This window comes from Zwartia vadi, assembly GCF_030410375.1.
Classification (GTDB): domain Bacteria; phylum Pseudomonadota; class Gammaproteobacteria; order Burkholderiales; family Burkholderiaceae_B; genus Zwartia; species Zwartia vadi.
The window spans coordinates 246,413-261,705 of the sequence record NZ_JAUHHE010000002.1; the positions used below are offsets into that span (position 1 = coordinate 246,413).

General features: G+C 48.2%; 15 protein-coding genes. 4 read left to right on the top strand and 11 right to left on the bottom strand.

Features of this window, described 5'->3' with window-relative positions; all coding sequences use genetic code 11:
- Nucleotides 1-2: 2 nt before the first annotated feature.
- Entirely contained in the window at nucleotides 3-542 is a 540-nt protein-coding gene (locus QWY27_RS02835) for a peroxiredoxin (protein ID WP_290194492.1), read from the bottom strand.
- 93 nt (nucleotides 543-635) lie between these two features.
- Between QWY27_RS02835 and QWY27_RS02840 the strand changes: the two genes are divergently transcribed.
- Complete coding sequence (locus QWY27_RS02840) at nucleotides 636-992, top strand: hypothetical protein (RefSeq protein WP_290194494.1); 357 nt, start codon at nucleotides 636-638, stop codon at nucleotides 990-992.
- Nucleotides 993-1,004: 12 nt separating this feature from the next.
- Here QWY27_RS02840 and QWY27_RS02845 read toward each other — a convergent pair whose 3' ends face one another.
- Nucleotides 1,005-1,409 carry a DoxX family protein gene (locus QWY27_RS02845; RefSeq protein WP_290194495.1) on the bottom strand — a complete coding sequence of 135 codons (405 nt, stop codon included), beginning with the start codon at nucleotides 1,407-1,409 and terminating at the stop codon, nucleotides 1,005-1,007.
- Nucleotides 1,410-1,509: 100 nt separating this feature from the next.
- Here QWY27_RS02845 and QWY27_RS02850 point away from each other — a divergent pair, with 100 nt between their 5' ends.
- The 3 genes from QWY27_RS02850 to QWY27_RS02860 all read left to right on the top strand — a co-directional run bounded on the left by QWY27_RS02850 (nucleotide 1,510) and on the right by QWY27_RS02860 (nucleotide 4,800).
- Nucleotides 1,510-2,310 carry a crotonase/enoyl-CoA hydratase family protein gene (locus tag QWY27_RS02850; protein WP_290194497.1) on the top strand — a complete coding sequence of 267 codons (801 nt, stop codon included), beginning with the start codon at nucleotides 1,510-1,512 and terminating at the stop codon, nucleotides 2,308-2,310.
- 74 nt (nucleotides 2,311-2,384) lie between these two features.
- The gene (locus tag QWY27_RS02855; protein WP_290194499.1) at nucleotides 2,385-3,743 is read left to right on the top strand and encodes an MBL fold metallo-hydrolase RNA specificity domain-containing protein; all 1,359 of its coding nucleotides are present in this window, start codon (nucleotides 2,385-2,387) and stop codon (nucleotides 3,741-3,743) included.
- A 73-nt stretch (nucleotides 3,744-3,816) separates the two neighbouring features.
- Complete coding sequence (locus QWY27_RS02860; RefSeq protein WP_290194500.1) at nucleotides 3,817-4,800, top strand: ketopantoate reductase family protein; 984 nt, start codon at nucleotides 3,817-3,819, stop codon at nucleotides 4,798-4,800.
- A 33-nt stretch (nucleotides 4,801-4,833) separates the two neighbouring features.
- Here the strand turns inward: QWY27_RS02860 and QWY27_RS02865 are convergent, their stop codons facing one another.
- The 9 genes from QWY27_RS02865 to QWY27_RS02905 form a co-directional block, all read right to left on the bottom strand.
- Nucleotides 4,834-5,601: an aldolase/citrate lyase family protein gene (locus tag QWY27_RS02865; protein ID WP_290194502.1), complete on the bottom strand. Its 768-nt coding sequence runs from the start codon at nucleotides 5,599-5,601 to the stop codon at nucleotides 4,834-4,836.
- Nucleotides 5,602-5,639: 38 nt separating this feature from the next.
- Nucleotides 5,640-6,740 carry a tartrate dehydrogenase gene (locus QWY27_RS02870; protein WP_290194504.1) on the bottom strand — a complete coding sequence of 367 codons (1,101 nt, stop codon included), beginning with the start codon at nucleotides 6,738-6,740 and terminating at the stop codon, nucleotides 5,640-5,642.
- A 115-nt stretch (nucleotides 6,741-6,855) separates the two neighbouring features.
- Nucleotides 6,856-8,466 (bottom strand): vWA domain-containing protein, encoded by a 1,611-nt coding sequence (locus QWY27_RS02875; protein ID WP_290194506.1) that lies wholly within the window; start codon nucleotides 8,464-8,466, stop codon nucleotides 6,856-6,858.
- 4 nt (nucleotides 8,467-8,470) lie between these two features.
- The gene (locus QWY27_RS02880; protein WP_290194508.1) at nucleotides 8,471-8,989 is read right to left on the bottom strand and encodes a hypothetical protein; all 519 of its coding nucleotides are present in this window, start codon (nucleotides 8,987-8,989) and stop codon (nucleotides 8,471-8,473) included.
- A 59-nt stretch (nucleotides 8,990-9,048) separates the two neighbouring features.
- The gene (locus tag QWY27_RS02885) at nucleotides 9,049-9,762 is read right to left on the bottom strand and encodes a coiled-coil domain-containing protein (protein ID WP_290194510.1); all 714 of its coding nucleotides are present in this window, start codon (nucleotides 9,760-9,762) and stop codon (nucleotides 9,049-9,051) included.
- A 10-nt stretch (nucleotides 9,763-9,772) separates the two neighbouring features.
- Nucleotides 9,773-11,362: a formylglycine-generating enzyme family protein gene (locus QWY27_RS02890; protein WP_290194512.1), complete on the bottom strand. Its 1,590-nt coding sequence runs from the start codon at nucleotides 11,360-11,362 to the stop codon at nucleotides 9,773-9,775.
- Entirely contained in the window at nucleotides 11,355-12,503 is a 1,149-nt protein-coding gene (locus QWY27_RS02895) for an ABC transporter permease (protein ID WP_290194514.1), read from the bottom strand. Before QWY27_RS02895 ends, QWY27_RS02890 begins: the two co-directional genes overlap by 8 nt.
- An 82-nt stretch (nucleotides 12,504-12,585) precedes the next feature.
- Nucleotides 12,586-13,299: an ABC transporter ATP-binding protein gene (locus tag QWY27_RS02900; protein WP_290194516.1), complete on the bottom strand. Its 714-nt coding sequence runs from the start codon at nucleotides 13,297-13,299 to the stop codon at nucleotides 12,586-12,588.
- Between the two features lie 5 nt (nucleotides 13,300-13,304).
- Nucleotides 13,305-15,293: a vWA domain-containing protein gene (locus QWY27_RS02905; RefSeq protein ID WP_290194517.1), complete on the bottom strand. Its 1,989-nt coding sequence runs from the start codon at nucleotides 15,291-15,293 to the stop codon at nucleotides 13,305-13,307.

The following is a 15,293-nucleotide window of genomic DNA, read 5'->3' on the forward strand; positions in this document are numbered from 1 at the left end:
TTTTACTTTTCCGCCCAACGCTTAACCGCAGCAAGCGTGCTGCTGACGTGCTGGTCTGGACTCATGCTGTTGTGCGTGAAATAGATTTTAGAATCTGGTGTGACAACGTATGACACTCTACTGGCCATATTCGATGATATAAACATCGTGGCGTCATACGCGCGCATCACCGATCGATCAGCATCCGCAGCCACGGCGAATTTTCCACCACAGGGACCTAAAGAAAAACGTTTTAATGTCTCGATATCATCGCCTGAAACGCCGACAACAGTCGCGCCATATTTTGCAAATTCTTCATTTGCTTGGGCAAAAAGATTAGCTTCAATCGAACAGCCACTTGTAAAAGCTTTTGGATAAAAATAAACGACTACGGGTCCTTTTTTTAAGGAATCCGAAAGTGAAAAACGATAAGGCTTGCCCGCCAGTGCTGCATCCAGTGAAAATGATGGTGCTTGTTGTCCAGGTTTAAGTTGTGCCTGAGCTGTACCAAACAGCACACTGAGCATGAGCAATAATAGAATGCGAGGCAATGTAAGCGTCATGAAGTGTGTTCCTTAGATCCAAGGACAAAAAAAGCGTACAGTAGAGTAAAGTCAAATCCAGTTATCAATATACAACTCGCGTTGGGGTAAAAGATGGCTAAACCATTCGAAAAATCATTGATTATTGTTTTATCTGGTTTGTCCTTTTTTGCAGGTATGGGTCTTTTCGGTCAGAGCCATGCTCAGCGTGTGGTTCCACTACCGCCACCGCCGCCCATTATCTGGCCTGATGAGCGTCCCGCAGATCCCGCACGCTGGACTCAAGAAGACGTCACTCCCGAACAACGCTACGACACTGCCCGCAAAGAGTCGGTCGCCGCGCATCAGATTGCTAAAGACTACTGCCTATCGTTGCCTAAAGCAGATCAAGCGGTATGCCTAGCTCAAGCGCGTCTCGAGTATGAACGAGAAATGTCAGAAATCAAGATGCGCTTTGGCGTGACACCCTAGTTTTTATAGAGTTCAGTTCAATCGTCCGTTTGCTCCGCCCACACTGATCCGTCCAGCGCCTAAGAGAGCGATTGCGAGGGCCCCAAACAGGTACAAACCTTGCAGCTCAAGAAGCCACCCACCCGTTTTAGTGAGGTGAAAAAGCTGGTGACTATGTGCCAAGTAGATTGCGACCAACATATTGAGCACCACGATCAAAGCGCTCGCACGAGTGAGTAGTCCAACAATAATTAAAACCGGGGCGATAATCTCGCCAATAAATACGCCATAAGCGACCCACGCAGGCCAGCCATTGGCTTGAACCATTGCTGAAATTCCGCCAATACCGTGCATCAGTTTATGCAAACCATGCATCAATAACAAAATACCTAAAGACAGGCGAAGTACTAATTTGCCAATGTCATCGAAGCGATTCATGCAGACCCCTAAATTCATTCGTACCGTAAGAAGCATCTTAACTTGCGATTAGGTATTATTACCAACAGAACATTTTGATCAAGCAAATTAGGAGATTATTATGAGTCAAGCAGTTAGATATGAACAAGAGGGCGGAATCGTCACACTTACGCTCAATGAGCCCGACACACGCAATGCGATATCTCCTGACATTATTGAGGCGCTTGTTGGATATTTCGCGCGCATCAATGCTGATCTTTCCGTTGGTTGCGTGATTCTGACAGGTGAGGGCGAAGGCTTCTCTTCAGGCGGTAATGTCAAGCGTATGCAAGATAGAACGACCGCAGCCGTTCAAAAAGCACCAGTCGATATTCGTGCCTACTACACAAATGGTATTCAACGCGTTCCGCTTGCGTTCAACACCCTTGATGCTCCGATCATCGCTGCAGTCAACGGTGCAGCCATCGGTGCTGGGTGCGATCTGGCTTCCATGTGCGATATTCGAATTGCAGGGCGAAGTGCCAAGTTTGGCGAAAGCTTTGCGCGGGTAGGACTTGTGTCGGGTGATGGTGGCGCATGGTATTTACCGAAGGCTGTTGGGCTATCTAAAGCCTATGAGATGACCTTTACCGGTGATTTTCTGGATGCTGAGGAGGCTGCGCGGATTGGACTGGTGTCCAAGGTTGTCGATGATGCGGACTTGATGGCCGAAGCTCGCGCCATGGCATCGCGAATCGCTGCGCACCCTGTACATTCTATTCGGATGAGCAAACGATTAATCCGCGACTCTCAACATGTCAGCTTGCCGATCGCGCTTGATATGGCGGCCGCTTCACAGGCACTTGTGCAAACCACGCACGATCACAAAGAGGCTATCCTGGCTTTTGCCGAAAAACGTAAGCCAAAATTTGAAGGACGCTAAGCGAAGACCGTGAGAGCAGGGGGACTTTAACTCTGTATGATGAAGGCAATATCACGGAATGAGAGGATGCCAAAATGAAACTGACTTTCCTGGGGGCTGCCAGTACCGTCACAGGTTCTAAGACACTTCTGACGACTGAGAGCCGCCAAATTTTGGTGGATTGTGGGCTCTTTCAAGGGTTTAAAAATCTACGGGCGTTGAATTGGACTGCGTTACCATTTGATGCTCAAAAATTGGATGCGGTTGTTTTAACGCACGCGCATCTCGATCATTCCGGTGCCTTGCCTTTGCTTGTGAATCAGGGTTTTAGAGGTGCAATCTACGCGACTGCTTCAACCATCGATTTATGCAAAATCCTTTTGATTGATAGCGCCAAGCTTCAAGAGGAGGAAGCCGACTTTGCCAATCGCCACCATACGACTAAACACGAGGTGGCGTTACCTCTGTACACCGTTGCTTACGCTAAAAAAACTTTCAGGTTTTTTAAAGCAATCGAATTTAACCAATCGATTGAAGTCACAAAGGGGATTCATTTACGATTCCGCCCCGCAGGACATATTCTTGGCGCAAGTTCCGCTGAAATAACGGCTGAAGGAAAAACAGTCTTGTTTTCAGGTGACTTAGGACGTCCAAACGATCCGATTATGCATGCACCAGCACCCATTGAGCGGGCAGACTATATTGTCGCTGAATCAACTTATGGAAACCGAATACACGGCTCGGTGGATCCCGCTGATTTACTGGGCGATGTGATCAAACGCACATCTGAGCGAGGCGGAATCGTTTTGATTCCATCCTTTGCCGTGGGACGGGCGCAAGAGATATTGCTAGCCATTTACCGCTTAAAACTTAAAAAAGCCATTCCTGATTTGCCTATTTACCTGAATAGTCCGATGGCAATCGACATGACTGAAATTTACCAGCGTCATTGCAATGAACACCGTCTTAACGGACGCGAGTGTGCCGGTCTGGGCCATGTTGCAAAAATGGTGAGAACCCAAGAACAGTCAAGGGCGCTGAACGCTATTCGTTATCCATCTGTAATCGTTTCCGCAAGCGGAATGGCAACGGGCGGGCGTGTCCTGCATCACATTAAAACTCTTGCGCCCAATCATCGAAACGCCATTGTTTTTGCAGGTTTTCAAGCTGGCGGAACGCGAGGAGCCCGAATGGTGTCCGGTGAACGAACGATTCGCATCTATGGTGAGGATGTGCCTGTCAATGCGGAAATTATCGCGCTTGATGGCATGTCCGCGCATGCGGACTCATCGGAAATCATGTCATGGTTGAAAACATGCAAAAAAGCACCCAAAGCTGTTTTCTTAAATCATGGTGAACCGGACGCGGCGGATGCCTTACGTATACAAATCAAGCGATCGCTTGGTTGGAATTCCATTGTTCCTTTATTAGGTCAACAAGTGGACCTTGAGTAAAGGGGTTTGGATCATTTGATCAATTAGCAATAACCGCATAATGTATATTATGTAAAGTAAAGGATTCGAGTCGATGAAAGTATGTATTTATGGCGCAGGCGCCGTTGGTGGTCATTTGGGCGCCCGCCTTGCCTCAGCTGGCCAACACGAGATATCCGTTATTGCCCGCGGCCCGCAGCTCGCAGCGATCAAACAACGCGGTTTGACTGTTTCGCGTGGCGATGAGGTACATACAGGTTCTCCTCAACACGCAACAGACGACCCTCGAACATTGGCGCCACAAGATATTGTGATTGTCACGCTTAAAGCGCAGGCACTACCGGATGCAGCGGCCTCGATAGAAGGTTTGCTTGCGCCGGATGGTGTGGCGGTTTTTGCGATCAATGGCATTCCTTGGTGGTGGCACAAAGGTCTAGCTGTGCCTCAAACTCCCCTTTTCTCCCTTGATCCACAAGGCGAGTTATGGACGCGGTTGAAAGATCGCAGCCTGGGATGTGTGATTTACTCACCCAATGAAGTCATTGAACCAGGTGTGATTCGAAGTGCGCCAAAGGATCGCTGGATGCTCGGTGAACCTGACGGCTCGAAGTCGCCTCGCTTGGATCGCGTTGCCGAGGTTTTTCAGTCGGCTGGCATACGCGGACTGGCGACAACTGAACTGCGTCATGAAATATGGACAAAGTTATTAATTAACTGCGCGTTGAATCCTGTTGCCGCGCTCTCTCGGCTACCAACGCCTTTGATGAACAAAAATCCCGACATTATCGCGCTCAGAAAATCCATCATGCTTGAGGTCACGGATATCGCTTTGGCTTGTGGAACTGATTTGCGCGGAAAGATTGATTTGGACGAACTCTGTACGCCAACAAAGCGCTCAGGTTCAAATCGAGCCTCCATGCTGCAAGATGTTCTGGCAGGCAGAACGCTTGAGCATGAGGCTATTTTGGGGGTTGCAGTCGCGTTCGCAAAAGACCATGGCGTATCGGCCCCGCGTTGCGAGCTCATGCTGGGCTTGATGCGCGGACTTGCTGAGTCTATGCAACAACCTGCAAACTAGTCCGGCTGGATGAGTCTGGATTAGATGATTCTTTTAAGACTTGAACGCCGCGCGTAACTCTCGCACGCCTAGTGCGAGTATGCGAGCGTCTACGCCCACAGCAACAAATGTGCAACCCAGTTTCAGATAATGTTGAGCCAAGGCTCGATCAGGCGTCAATATTCCGGCAGCCTTGCCATGTTTAAGAATAGTAGTAATGCCTTTTTCAATCGTTGCGACGACTTCAGGGTGACCGGGGTTTCCTAAATGACCCAGAGCGGCTGAGATGTCTGAGGGGCCCAGAAACACGCCATCTACGCCTTCCACCGCGCAGATGTCGTCCAGATTGCTCAGTCCGGTTTTCGTTTCAGCCTGCACAAGTAAACAAATCTCGTCATTGGCTACTTTTACATAGTCTTTACGAGCGTCCCATCGTGACACTCTCGCAGAGCCATAGCCTACGCCACGAATGCCATGAGGAGGATAGCGCACCGCTTGAACAAGCTCTCGAGCCTGTTCAGCGGTGTCAACCATCGGGATTAGCAAGTTTTGAACACCAAGATCCAGCAATTGTTTAATGAGATGTGTCTGACCAATCGGTGGACGTGCCACCACTTGAGTGTTGTAGGCTGCACAGGCTTGCAACTGACTCAGAATGGTTAAGGGATCGGTTGGCGTATGCTCACCGTCGAGCAGCATCCAGTCAAACTCCGCCGTCGCACAAATCTCTGTCGCAAAGGCATCAGGGAGAGAAACCCATAAACCGATGTTTGCCTCCCCTGCTTTCAGAGACTTTTTAAAACGATTGGAATAGTCAGGCATCAATTTTCTCGCTTGCTAGATTTGCTACTTGAACTGCATTATTTGGCAAGTACTTTACTGATGGCTTCACCAATCTGTGTGGTGTTCGCCTTGCCACCCAAGTCTGGCGTATGCGGACCTTTGCTCAATACTTCCTCGATCGCTGTCACGATCGCATCATGCGCATCGAGATAGGGTTTTTGATTGGCCTGTGGCAAACCACGACCCAAATAGTCAAGCATCAAGGCACCGGACCAAATCATTGCGATCGGGTTAGCGATATTTTTGCCATAAATATCTGGCGCAGAACCGTGGACAGGCTCGAATAAGGACGGGAATTTACGATCGGGATTCAGGTTGGCCGATGGGGCTAATCCGATAGTGCCAGTACAAGCAGGCCCGAGATCCGACAGGATGTCGCCAAACAAGTTCGACGCAACGACAACATCAAAGCGGTCAGGTTGGAGGACAAAACGAGCAGATAAAATATCAATGTGCTGTTTGTCTGTTGTGACACTCGGATAGTCTTTGGCAATCACAGCCGCACGCTCATCCCAATAAGGCATGCTGATTGCGATACCGTTTGATTTAGTCGCAATGGTCAGGTGTTTACGCTGACGGCGCGAAGCCATTTCAAAGGCGAAACGTAAGACGCGGTCACAACCGATGCGAGTAAAAATAGACTCCTGCAACACGATTTCACGCTCGGTGCCTTCGAACATTTTTCCACCAACGGCAGAATATTCGCCTTCAGTGTTTTCACGAACAACAAAAAAGTCGATATCACCAGCTTTACGGTTTGCAAGCGGGCAAGGCACACCATCGAACAAACGCACAGGACGCAAGTTGATATATTGGTCAAATTCGCGTCGGAATTTGAGCAAGGAACCATACAAAGAAGTGTGATCCGCCACAATTGCAGGCCAGCCCACAGCACCGAAATAAATCGCATCGCAATCCTGAAGATGGCTCTTCCAGTCAGCGGGCATCATTTCGCCGGTTTTGGCGTAGTAGTCACATGAGGCCCACTCAAAATGTCGGTACTCGAGATTTAGACCAAATTTCTCTGAAGCGGTTTTCAAGACCCGCAGGCCTTCGGGCATCACTTCTTTACCAATACCATCACCAGGCAACACTGCAATACGAAATGGGCGACTCATGCGCTTATCCCCTTGTTAAAAGATACAGAATCTTACTCTTTTCCAGATGCGTATCGGAGGCTATAAAAATGTTGCGACGCAGCGTGAAAAGCGATAGCCAAAATGGGTAGTAACGTTATTTTTTACAATTGCTGGGACCTAGAGCATCCTGAGCGGCGCGGTCGATCCCCACTTTTAATTCGGAGAGGTTGGATACAGTGAAGACCTTTCCGCCCGTCGCTTGTGCAACGCACGCGGCAGCGCCTGAGCCACCGATGTCCACGACATTGATTTTCAGATGCGGCTTTTGACGCGCTAAATTTCTGGCAACCATGCAGGGATCACCACCACAGGACTCTCCTCCATCTGACACTATCAAAATGGTGCTTTCTTTGTTCACACCATCCACCAACTGCCCTGCTTCTAATATCCCGTCAGCCAAAGGGGTCCCCTGGCGAGGGCTCAAGCCACGCAAACGATTGATCATCTGACCTCGCTGGGACGGCGCGTAACGCCCCAAATTACGCGATGCCGGACACTCGTCAACAACGACTAAACCCGTGCTGACATCCGAGGGGAGTCGTTGAAGAACGTTCACTGTGGCTTGCTGGGCAGTGACCATACGAGTCGGTTGACTTAATAAACGCTCAAGTCTCATGCGATCTTGGGAACTGAGGAATTGCATCCCAAGGGGTCCGCGATTCAGAATGGAAAACGCCCACATCTCTTCTTCGCGCGTCGCATTAACATTCACCATCATTGAACCGGACGCATCAAATACAACCACCATTTCAGGGGCGAGTTGAGCTGGCCGATCCTCCGGGCATAAATTTTTGGCCGTTGTAATTGTTGCAGGTGGCTTCACCACAGGTTTTGGTTTTGGTGGTGGAGGTGGCGACACGGGTTTAGGAGGTTCAACCTTAGGCGGCTGCGGCGCTGGCTCAGGAACAGGCTCAGCTACTGGTTCAGCAACTGGCTCAGGATCAACAAATGGCGGATCTGCTGGTTTAGGTTCTGGTTCTGGCTCAGGGGGCACTTCAGCGACAGGCGAAGGAAGCGCAGCAATGGGCTCCTGTTGTTCAGGCGTAAACGGCGCCGGAATTTCAGATCTGGAAGGCTCTGATGCCGATGGATCTTGAGCAGGTTGCGTGCTGATTAACGCATGGAGTGGATCCACTGCATGCAGGGGTGAACGCGGGCACCAAATCCACCACACCAGTACCAGCAACAATAACAGTAAGGCTAATACCAACAACAGCCATCCGCGACGTAGAGTCAATACAGATGAAGAAGGAGAAATAACAACTGGTGGAACAAGTTTCTTTCGTGATTCTTGTGAGGGGATTGCCTGATCCCAAAAAAGTAGGACAGGTTGTCCGCCAACTGAATAGATCGCCTCTATAGGTGGATCTGCACTTGCATCGCGCAAGATTTTTAAAATTGCAGGATCATGCTCAGGATTTAAAGAATATTGATCCGCAAAATGTTGAATGGCTTTAAGGCGTTCAAAAAGCTTGCTTTTAAAATCATGTGTGGCTGGATCCGGCAAGTCTTGAAAAGCTGTCGGCTGACCCGCAAACGAAGTCTGCCACTGCACAAGACCTGCCGGCATGACTTGTGGTCTGGCATACAGCGCACTCACCGTTGGCGGAACATTGTTGCCAAGTGCACCCAATAAAGAATCGTACAGCGCCTCTAAATCCTTTACGGATTCAACAGGTAACTGACGCTGCGCGATTCTATTCATACGATTACTTGTACAAATCAGCTTCTATTTTACGCAACTTAGCAACTTCATTTTCGACTGCTTGAATTTTTGCACTCAGCTCTTGTGCATTTGCAGACCCTGTCGTGATGGGAGTTTTTTGCAAGGCATCCAAGCGCGCGCGCGCCTGATTCACCTGATCTGTGAGTGCTTGATTGCTTGGATTGCTATTTTGAACTTGTCGAAGATAGGCTGCTACGCTGCGATTAATGTTCGTGATGTCCGCGCGGCGCTTTGTAATATCAGCACTCACAAGTGTATTTTTCTTTTCCATATCAGTCATGGCTTGTCGCAGCAGCGCATTTGTTTGCCTTTCAGCGGCCAACTGAGACTCTTTATCCTTGGCTCGCGCTTCATAAGAGCCTGAAAAATCACAATTCATTTTTGTGAGTAGTCCAGCATCACGCATGGCACGAGGATCACAGCCTGCTTTGTCCATCGTGCAAGCCGCCAATAATCCAGAAAACCCAATTACAAGGGGTAACTTTAAATATTGTTTCATCATGTCACCATTATTTAAAAAATAGCTCGTTTCAACATGCCAAGCAGGTCGAATGCATCCATTTAGCCTGCAACTTTGATGGAAGACGACAGAGCCAGAGCTGTATCAATATTGCGTTGCATCAAGTCGCGGTCGCGAACGAGTACATCGAGCTTTTGCTGAAGAGGTCGAACATCGGCACCCACTGCCCGTTCCTTTTCAATGATGTCCTGAAAACCATCGATACGTGCATTGATATTAGCGAGCTCTTTTTCCAAGTAAGCTTTGTTCGCTCTGATTCGATTGAGTTCAGTTTGAGCCTTTTTCTGATCAATCTGCTTGGTTGCAATTTGTTGTTGAAGTTGTTGTAAGGTTTTTTGATTTTCACGCAGGACGACATTCACTTCTTGAATGCGTTGTCTGAGATTGTCGTTATCTTTTTGAACATCTTCTATAAAAGACTGTATGCGCTGCTCATTGTTTGAGTATTTGGCTCGACGCTGATCCAGCACATAGGCACCACCTGCTCCGATGCCACAACCTGCTACAGCTGCAATAGCCATGCATGCCGCTTTATTGCTGGAATTTGTCAGCGCACAGGCTAGTACTCCAGTTAACGCGCCCGCAGCGCATGCTTGTGCACCCGCTTTTGTAAAGAACTTTGCTGAATCTCCTTGAGTCAGTCGAGGATCCACATCGCCATCCCCTCCCCCTGTCGTTTGGCAGCCTGCCAGAAAAAATAAACTGACAAGAGCGATAAAGGCCATTCGGAATTTTAATGTTGCTTGCGACATCATTGTTTTCTCCTTAATTGACTGGAACTGCTTTACAACTGGCTAGCCATTCGGCTTGAGTAATTTTTCTATCTGTTAAGTACTTGCCCAGATGCGCCCAGTATGTATCAATATACGAGCCGAGGTTGCTGCTTTTACGGGCAAGCAATTGTTGTCGTTTAACGACGACTTCAGGGGAGATCATTTCTTTCGTATAAATTGCTCCCGCTTCTACGATGCTGTCTGAGTAAAGACTCATCGCAAGTTCCTGAGCGGCTAAACGACCGTCAACATTACGTTTGGTTAAATTGCAACGTGTTTGATCTTCTTTAGACATGGCTGAATGATTAGTACAGCTTTCGTCATAATTACGTTTGATTGCATCGTAAAAACGCCCTTCGCGATTGAGTAACACGCACATGAAGGCACCTTGTTGAAGCGCGGATCGAATTGCGATTGAACGCTGCTCATCTCGAGTTTGATTACTGCTTCGCAACTCTGTGCGCAGATTCTCTAGCTCTTTTTTAAGCTTGTCGTCCTTGAGTTCGGACATCAAGTTACCGAGACGTTCAACTGTGCTCGGACTATTCGGATTGGACAATGAACCCGTTGCATTGGCAGTGGCAGTATTGTCGCGCACACCAAGCTCTGCCCAGTCTCTTTCAATTTCTTTGCTTCGATTCGTTGAGGTCAGTGATGGCGCAACCATAACCAATCTAAAGCCAGCTGTTCGTTGTTTATTAGGTTCGGCATCGCGATAGTAGGTTTGCTCTTGACGCCAAGAGGTACGCACATCGCTTTCTGGCGTCATAAAGTTGGCACCGCGGACAATAAAGCCACCTGCCTGGCCATGAAAACGATCCAGCTTATTCAAACGAAATGATTCAAACATCATTTCGTCTGCATTCCCTAACATGTCATGTAGACCAAGTGGGTTGGGCTTGAGCAATCCAGCGAGCTGCAATTTTCCATTTGCAGACTGGGACCCCGCAAACCAGACGTATTTATTCATACCATCGGGCATGGGAAATGTGGCCTCGCGAAATTCGGTACTCGACACACTGTTGCCGCCACGTGCAGCGAATTCCCACTCGACCTCAGTTGGGAGTCGCACGAAACCGGCAACACCGTCTTCAGTTGGCAAACTTTTGAGAGCATTTTTTCTTAACCAGATATTGAGCTTGTCACTAAACTGCATGGCATCAAACCAACTTAATGAAACCTTCGGTAGCATCAGTTTCATTGATGGGCGGGGACAAGGCTCTTGCATTACAGCCTGATATTGCAATTCCGTAACTTCGTACTTTGCCATTAAGTAGTAACGACCGGGATTTGGTTTGTCCGTGGTGAAGCTTCCTGCTATGAAAGCAGGATGCGCTTGCTCAAGATAGCGTAACGCCGCACCTTCAGAGCCTAATGTCACACCAAAATCATCCAGAGGCTTTTTGACAGGAACTAAAACTTTTCGAAAGGCCATTGACCCTTCACAAGGAAGCGGCAACACCACATCGTCATCGCTTGGTTTTGGATTAAAAAACTTTTGATCCCATGCTTGGGCATTCACGCTCGAGCACGCCAAGAACATGGCTGATATAACAGTCATTCGATTAAAAAATTTATACATCACGTAGACTCTCCGCTGGCTCGATTTTGGTCGCAAAACTTCCCCCTGCACCAGACACGATAATCGCGACCACTAGCGCAGCACCCAGTGCAACCAAAAAATGAATAGGCTCAAGAAGACAGACAAATTGTCCAGCAGGCATATAGGCGCCTAATAATTGATTAAACAAATAACTGCCGAATACATACAAAATACAACCGGTTGCAAAGCCTGCAAGGGTAAGCACGCAGGCTTGCGCGACAACATAGAGTTGCATCGCCCGCCTTCCATATCCCATCAAACGAAGTAACGCTAAATCCTTGCGCTTTCGATCGATGTTGGCCATTAATGCGCCAATCAATGACGCAGCGCATCCAAGTAAAGCAATCCAGGCGATAACGGCAAAAATAAGTCCAAGGACCTTATCAATAGACTGAACTGACTTGATTTCAGCAAGGCGACTGGAGGTTTCTATGCCCTCACTTTGTAAAAGTGTGGAAAGAGGTTCGACACTTTCAAGTCGTTCGGCATAAATACGTGCTCTTGCAAAATAATTTCGCGTTTGACGCGTATCCCCTGTGTCAACCCCACTCCCCTCAACCTTGAATCCGTCCCTAAAGTCCTCGATATCGACAAGCAGAGGGAGCGTGAGAAAGGCGGCAGGACGATTGAAAGCTGTTGCTGGTAAAACACTCAGCACGCGCAAGGGGATTTGCGCTCTTTCAGAACGATTATCAAAGACGCGCGCGACCCGTAGACGAATCGTATCGCCCTCGCCCACCCCCAGTTTTGAGGCCGCTGATGCCGTTAGTACGACTTCATCATTTTTGACAGGGATCTGTATGTTTTTAAGTACTGGATCACCTTGGGCAGTAGGTATCAACTCAGCATTTTCGACAAATCGTCTGCCATCCACAAAAAGATCACCAATCGTATTGAGCGAGCGTGTCATGGGCTGCACAAAGCCAACCCCAGGAGTTTGACTCAGTCGCGCAAACCATTGATCGTCAAGCTTTGCGCTTGCCAGCATCCGGATTTCCAGATTTCTTGGGTCTGATAACAATTCGGTACGCATTTGACTGACGATGCCAAATTTCAAACCAAATAAAAGCAACAAAGGCGCGACAACAGCCACAATCGAGGCGATGATGAAAAATGACACTTTTCGGTCATGCAACAAATCGCCAATACTTAACTTAAGCAGCAATCTGAGAGGCGGCTTTGGCAGTCGGAGGAATGGGTCGTTACATCGCATCAAAAATTGTCCGACGCTGATGGCTGATCGTGCCAACAATGGATCTGATGCCAACTTCATCTACTAATGACCACTCATGGGTCACAATGAGTGCAGTGACATTCAATGCACGGGCAAACTCGACAATCAAGGCAAACAATTCTTTGGCAAGAATTGGATCCAGGGCTGCAGTGGGCTCATCCGCCAATAAAAGCTTAGGTCGGTGCGCGATGGCTCGCACAAAGGAAACACGTTGTCTTTCGCCGATCGAGAGTTGCGCAGGTGACTGCTTCAGCAAGGGGACGAGTTTCAAACGATCGATGATTTCGTCGAGTAATGAATCCGAGCCCTTTAAACCCACTAACTGGCGGGCCAAATAAATATTGTCATGGACGTTTAGGTAAGGCAAAAGCCCCCCACTCTGTGGGACAAATCCGAGATAATTTTGACGAATGCACGCCCAGCGACGTTCACGCTCACGCAAACTAATCCCCATATCGTGTGCAATGTCAAAATCAACAAGCTGATAGCGTTCAGCCGATTCAGGCTCCAGAAGTAAACCGATCGCCTCAAGCAAGGTACTTTTTCCACAACCACTTGGACCCACAATCGCGGTCACGTCGCCTGCGTTGAGCATTAAGGAAGTGAGCACCACCTCATAGGTTTGCCCCGCCAAGCCGCGGGAAACCTTTAGATTCTGTATATCGAGAATCGATTCATTCACAGTAATTAGGGTAACGATTCAAGTGGAACTGGGTAAACCGATTCACTGGGGTCGCTGCCTTTGGCAAGCGATACCCATGCGCTTGTATCCTCATTGAAGCTTTGATACTGCCTGAGTTTTGTATTGAGGCGAATAATGAATTGAGTTTGGGCTGCAACAGACATTGATTTCCAAGCTTCTTCATCTAGACCCAATACATCACTTTTGTAGGGTAAGCCTTCTAGATACTCTCCAAGAACCAGCTTGCTAAGATTTTCCGATCGTCCTTGACGAAGTTGATTTGGATCACGCCCCATTGTCGCGGCAACGGAACGCAGACGCTCAAACATAGCTGTTGGGGAAACAAGCGATGAATTGGCGGCCTCAACAATCTCTTTAACTGCCGTGCTCATGTCGCTGAGTTGTCCCTTTGTTAATAAAACGCGCACCTCAGTCGTCGGAATATTTTGTTTAACAAGATCCCGGTCGCTTATCCATGCTTTAAAGAATGGAGGCGCCTGAGTACCTGTCACGCTGCCAAGATATGCCAATTGCATGGCATGACCAATGAGAGCGGCATCACGTGCAATCGCAGCGGAGGGCGTGGAAGGTGCAGGCGCAGCAGTAGAGGGTGTGGGAGAAGCATTCAGTGCACTGCCTGCAACAGGCTCGCCTGCAGAGGCTTGTTTGATTTGGTTCACCAGAGAGTCGCCAAGCGTCGCAATCGTGTCACCAAAAATGTTTACTTGTCCAGCATCAACAGGGTAATAAAGTGGACGATTGGTAATGGAGTTAAAAGCGAGAGTCTCGTATTGACGTTGAGCAGACTGATGATTTTTAACGCCAGCGGGAGTTTTTAAATGCAAGACGTAAAGAGCAACGCCTTTTTCCTTGGCGAGTTCACGTACTGCCTGTGCATCCAGTCCGGTTGTAGAAAGAGGATCGTTCGAATCTAGTGCGCCGGCATCGGTGACCAATACGATATAACGGGCACCAAACTCATTCCAATTAATCTTCTCAAGCGCCTCTTTGACTCCAGCATAAGGATCTTCGTCAAACTTAGGCGTGGATACCTTGGTCGCTTTGAGCTCTTTGATTTTTTCAAAAAAATCAGCGCCATTTTTAACCTTTGTGGGATCGGCGTACATACGCGTGTTGTATTCGATCCCAGGTACAGCGCTCAAGGCAGAACGAAAAGCAATCAGACCAAATTTGACTTTGTCGTCTAACTTTTCCTTTTCCATGCGCGCGTAAATATTTTTAATCACTGAGCGGGTGCGTTCAATATAAGGATCCATTGAAAGCGTAGAGTCAATGACAAACACTACGCCTGCGCTGAAAGCTTTGATCGAGCTCTGTACTACTTTTGGATTCACGGCGGGGTTTGCAAGAGGATCTTGTCGACTGACAGAGGCCACCTCGAGCAAACGCACATTAAATCCACTATCACTCATCACCTCCTCTGCTTGCAAGATGGGTAACAAGTAAAAGTTTTTGCGGAAATCGACAAATAGCTCAGGTTCGCGTGCCACAACGAGTGGATTTCTTCCCGTTTTACTCATGCTGTCGAGAATTGGCGCATAGGCTGCAGCAGGATTTGAAGAATCAAGAATTTTTTCGATTGGTTCGCGATCTTTAAAAAACAAGGAAAGATTCCGATTGGCGGGATTGGTAAACGCAAGCGACATTTGCATTTTCCACTCCACAGTGCAGGCAGAGTCCAGCCAGCCAATTTTCTTACCGGTTGTATCCGGGCCGACTTCAACGAACTGTTTTCCGGAATTTTGTTGTCGCTGATAAACATAGTAACGACTGAAAGCTTCTTGGGAAGCGCCAGTTTGATCACCAGGTTTGGCAAATAACTTGCAAGTCGGAGTTGTTAACACTCTTTGATAAAGAGTGGTTTTACCTTCTTGCAAAAGAGGTTTGTTGGATTGTCCTTGGCCATGACTTGCAGCAGAAATAAATAGGAAACACACAATCAGTGCGATGCTGAAGGATCGGGATTTATTCAT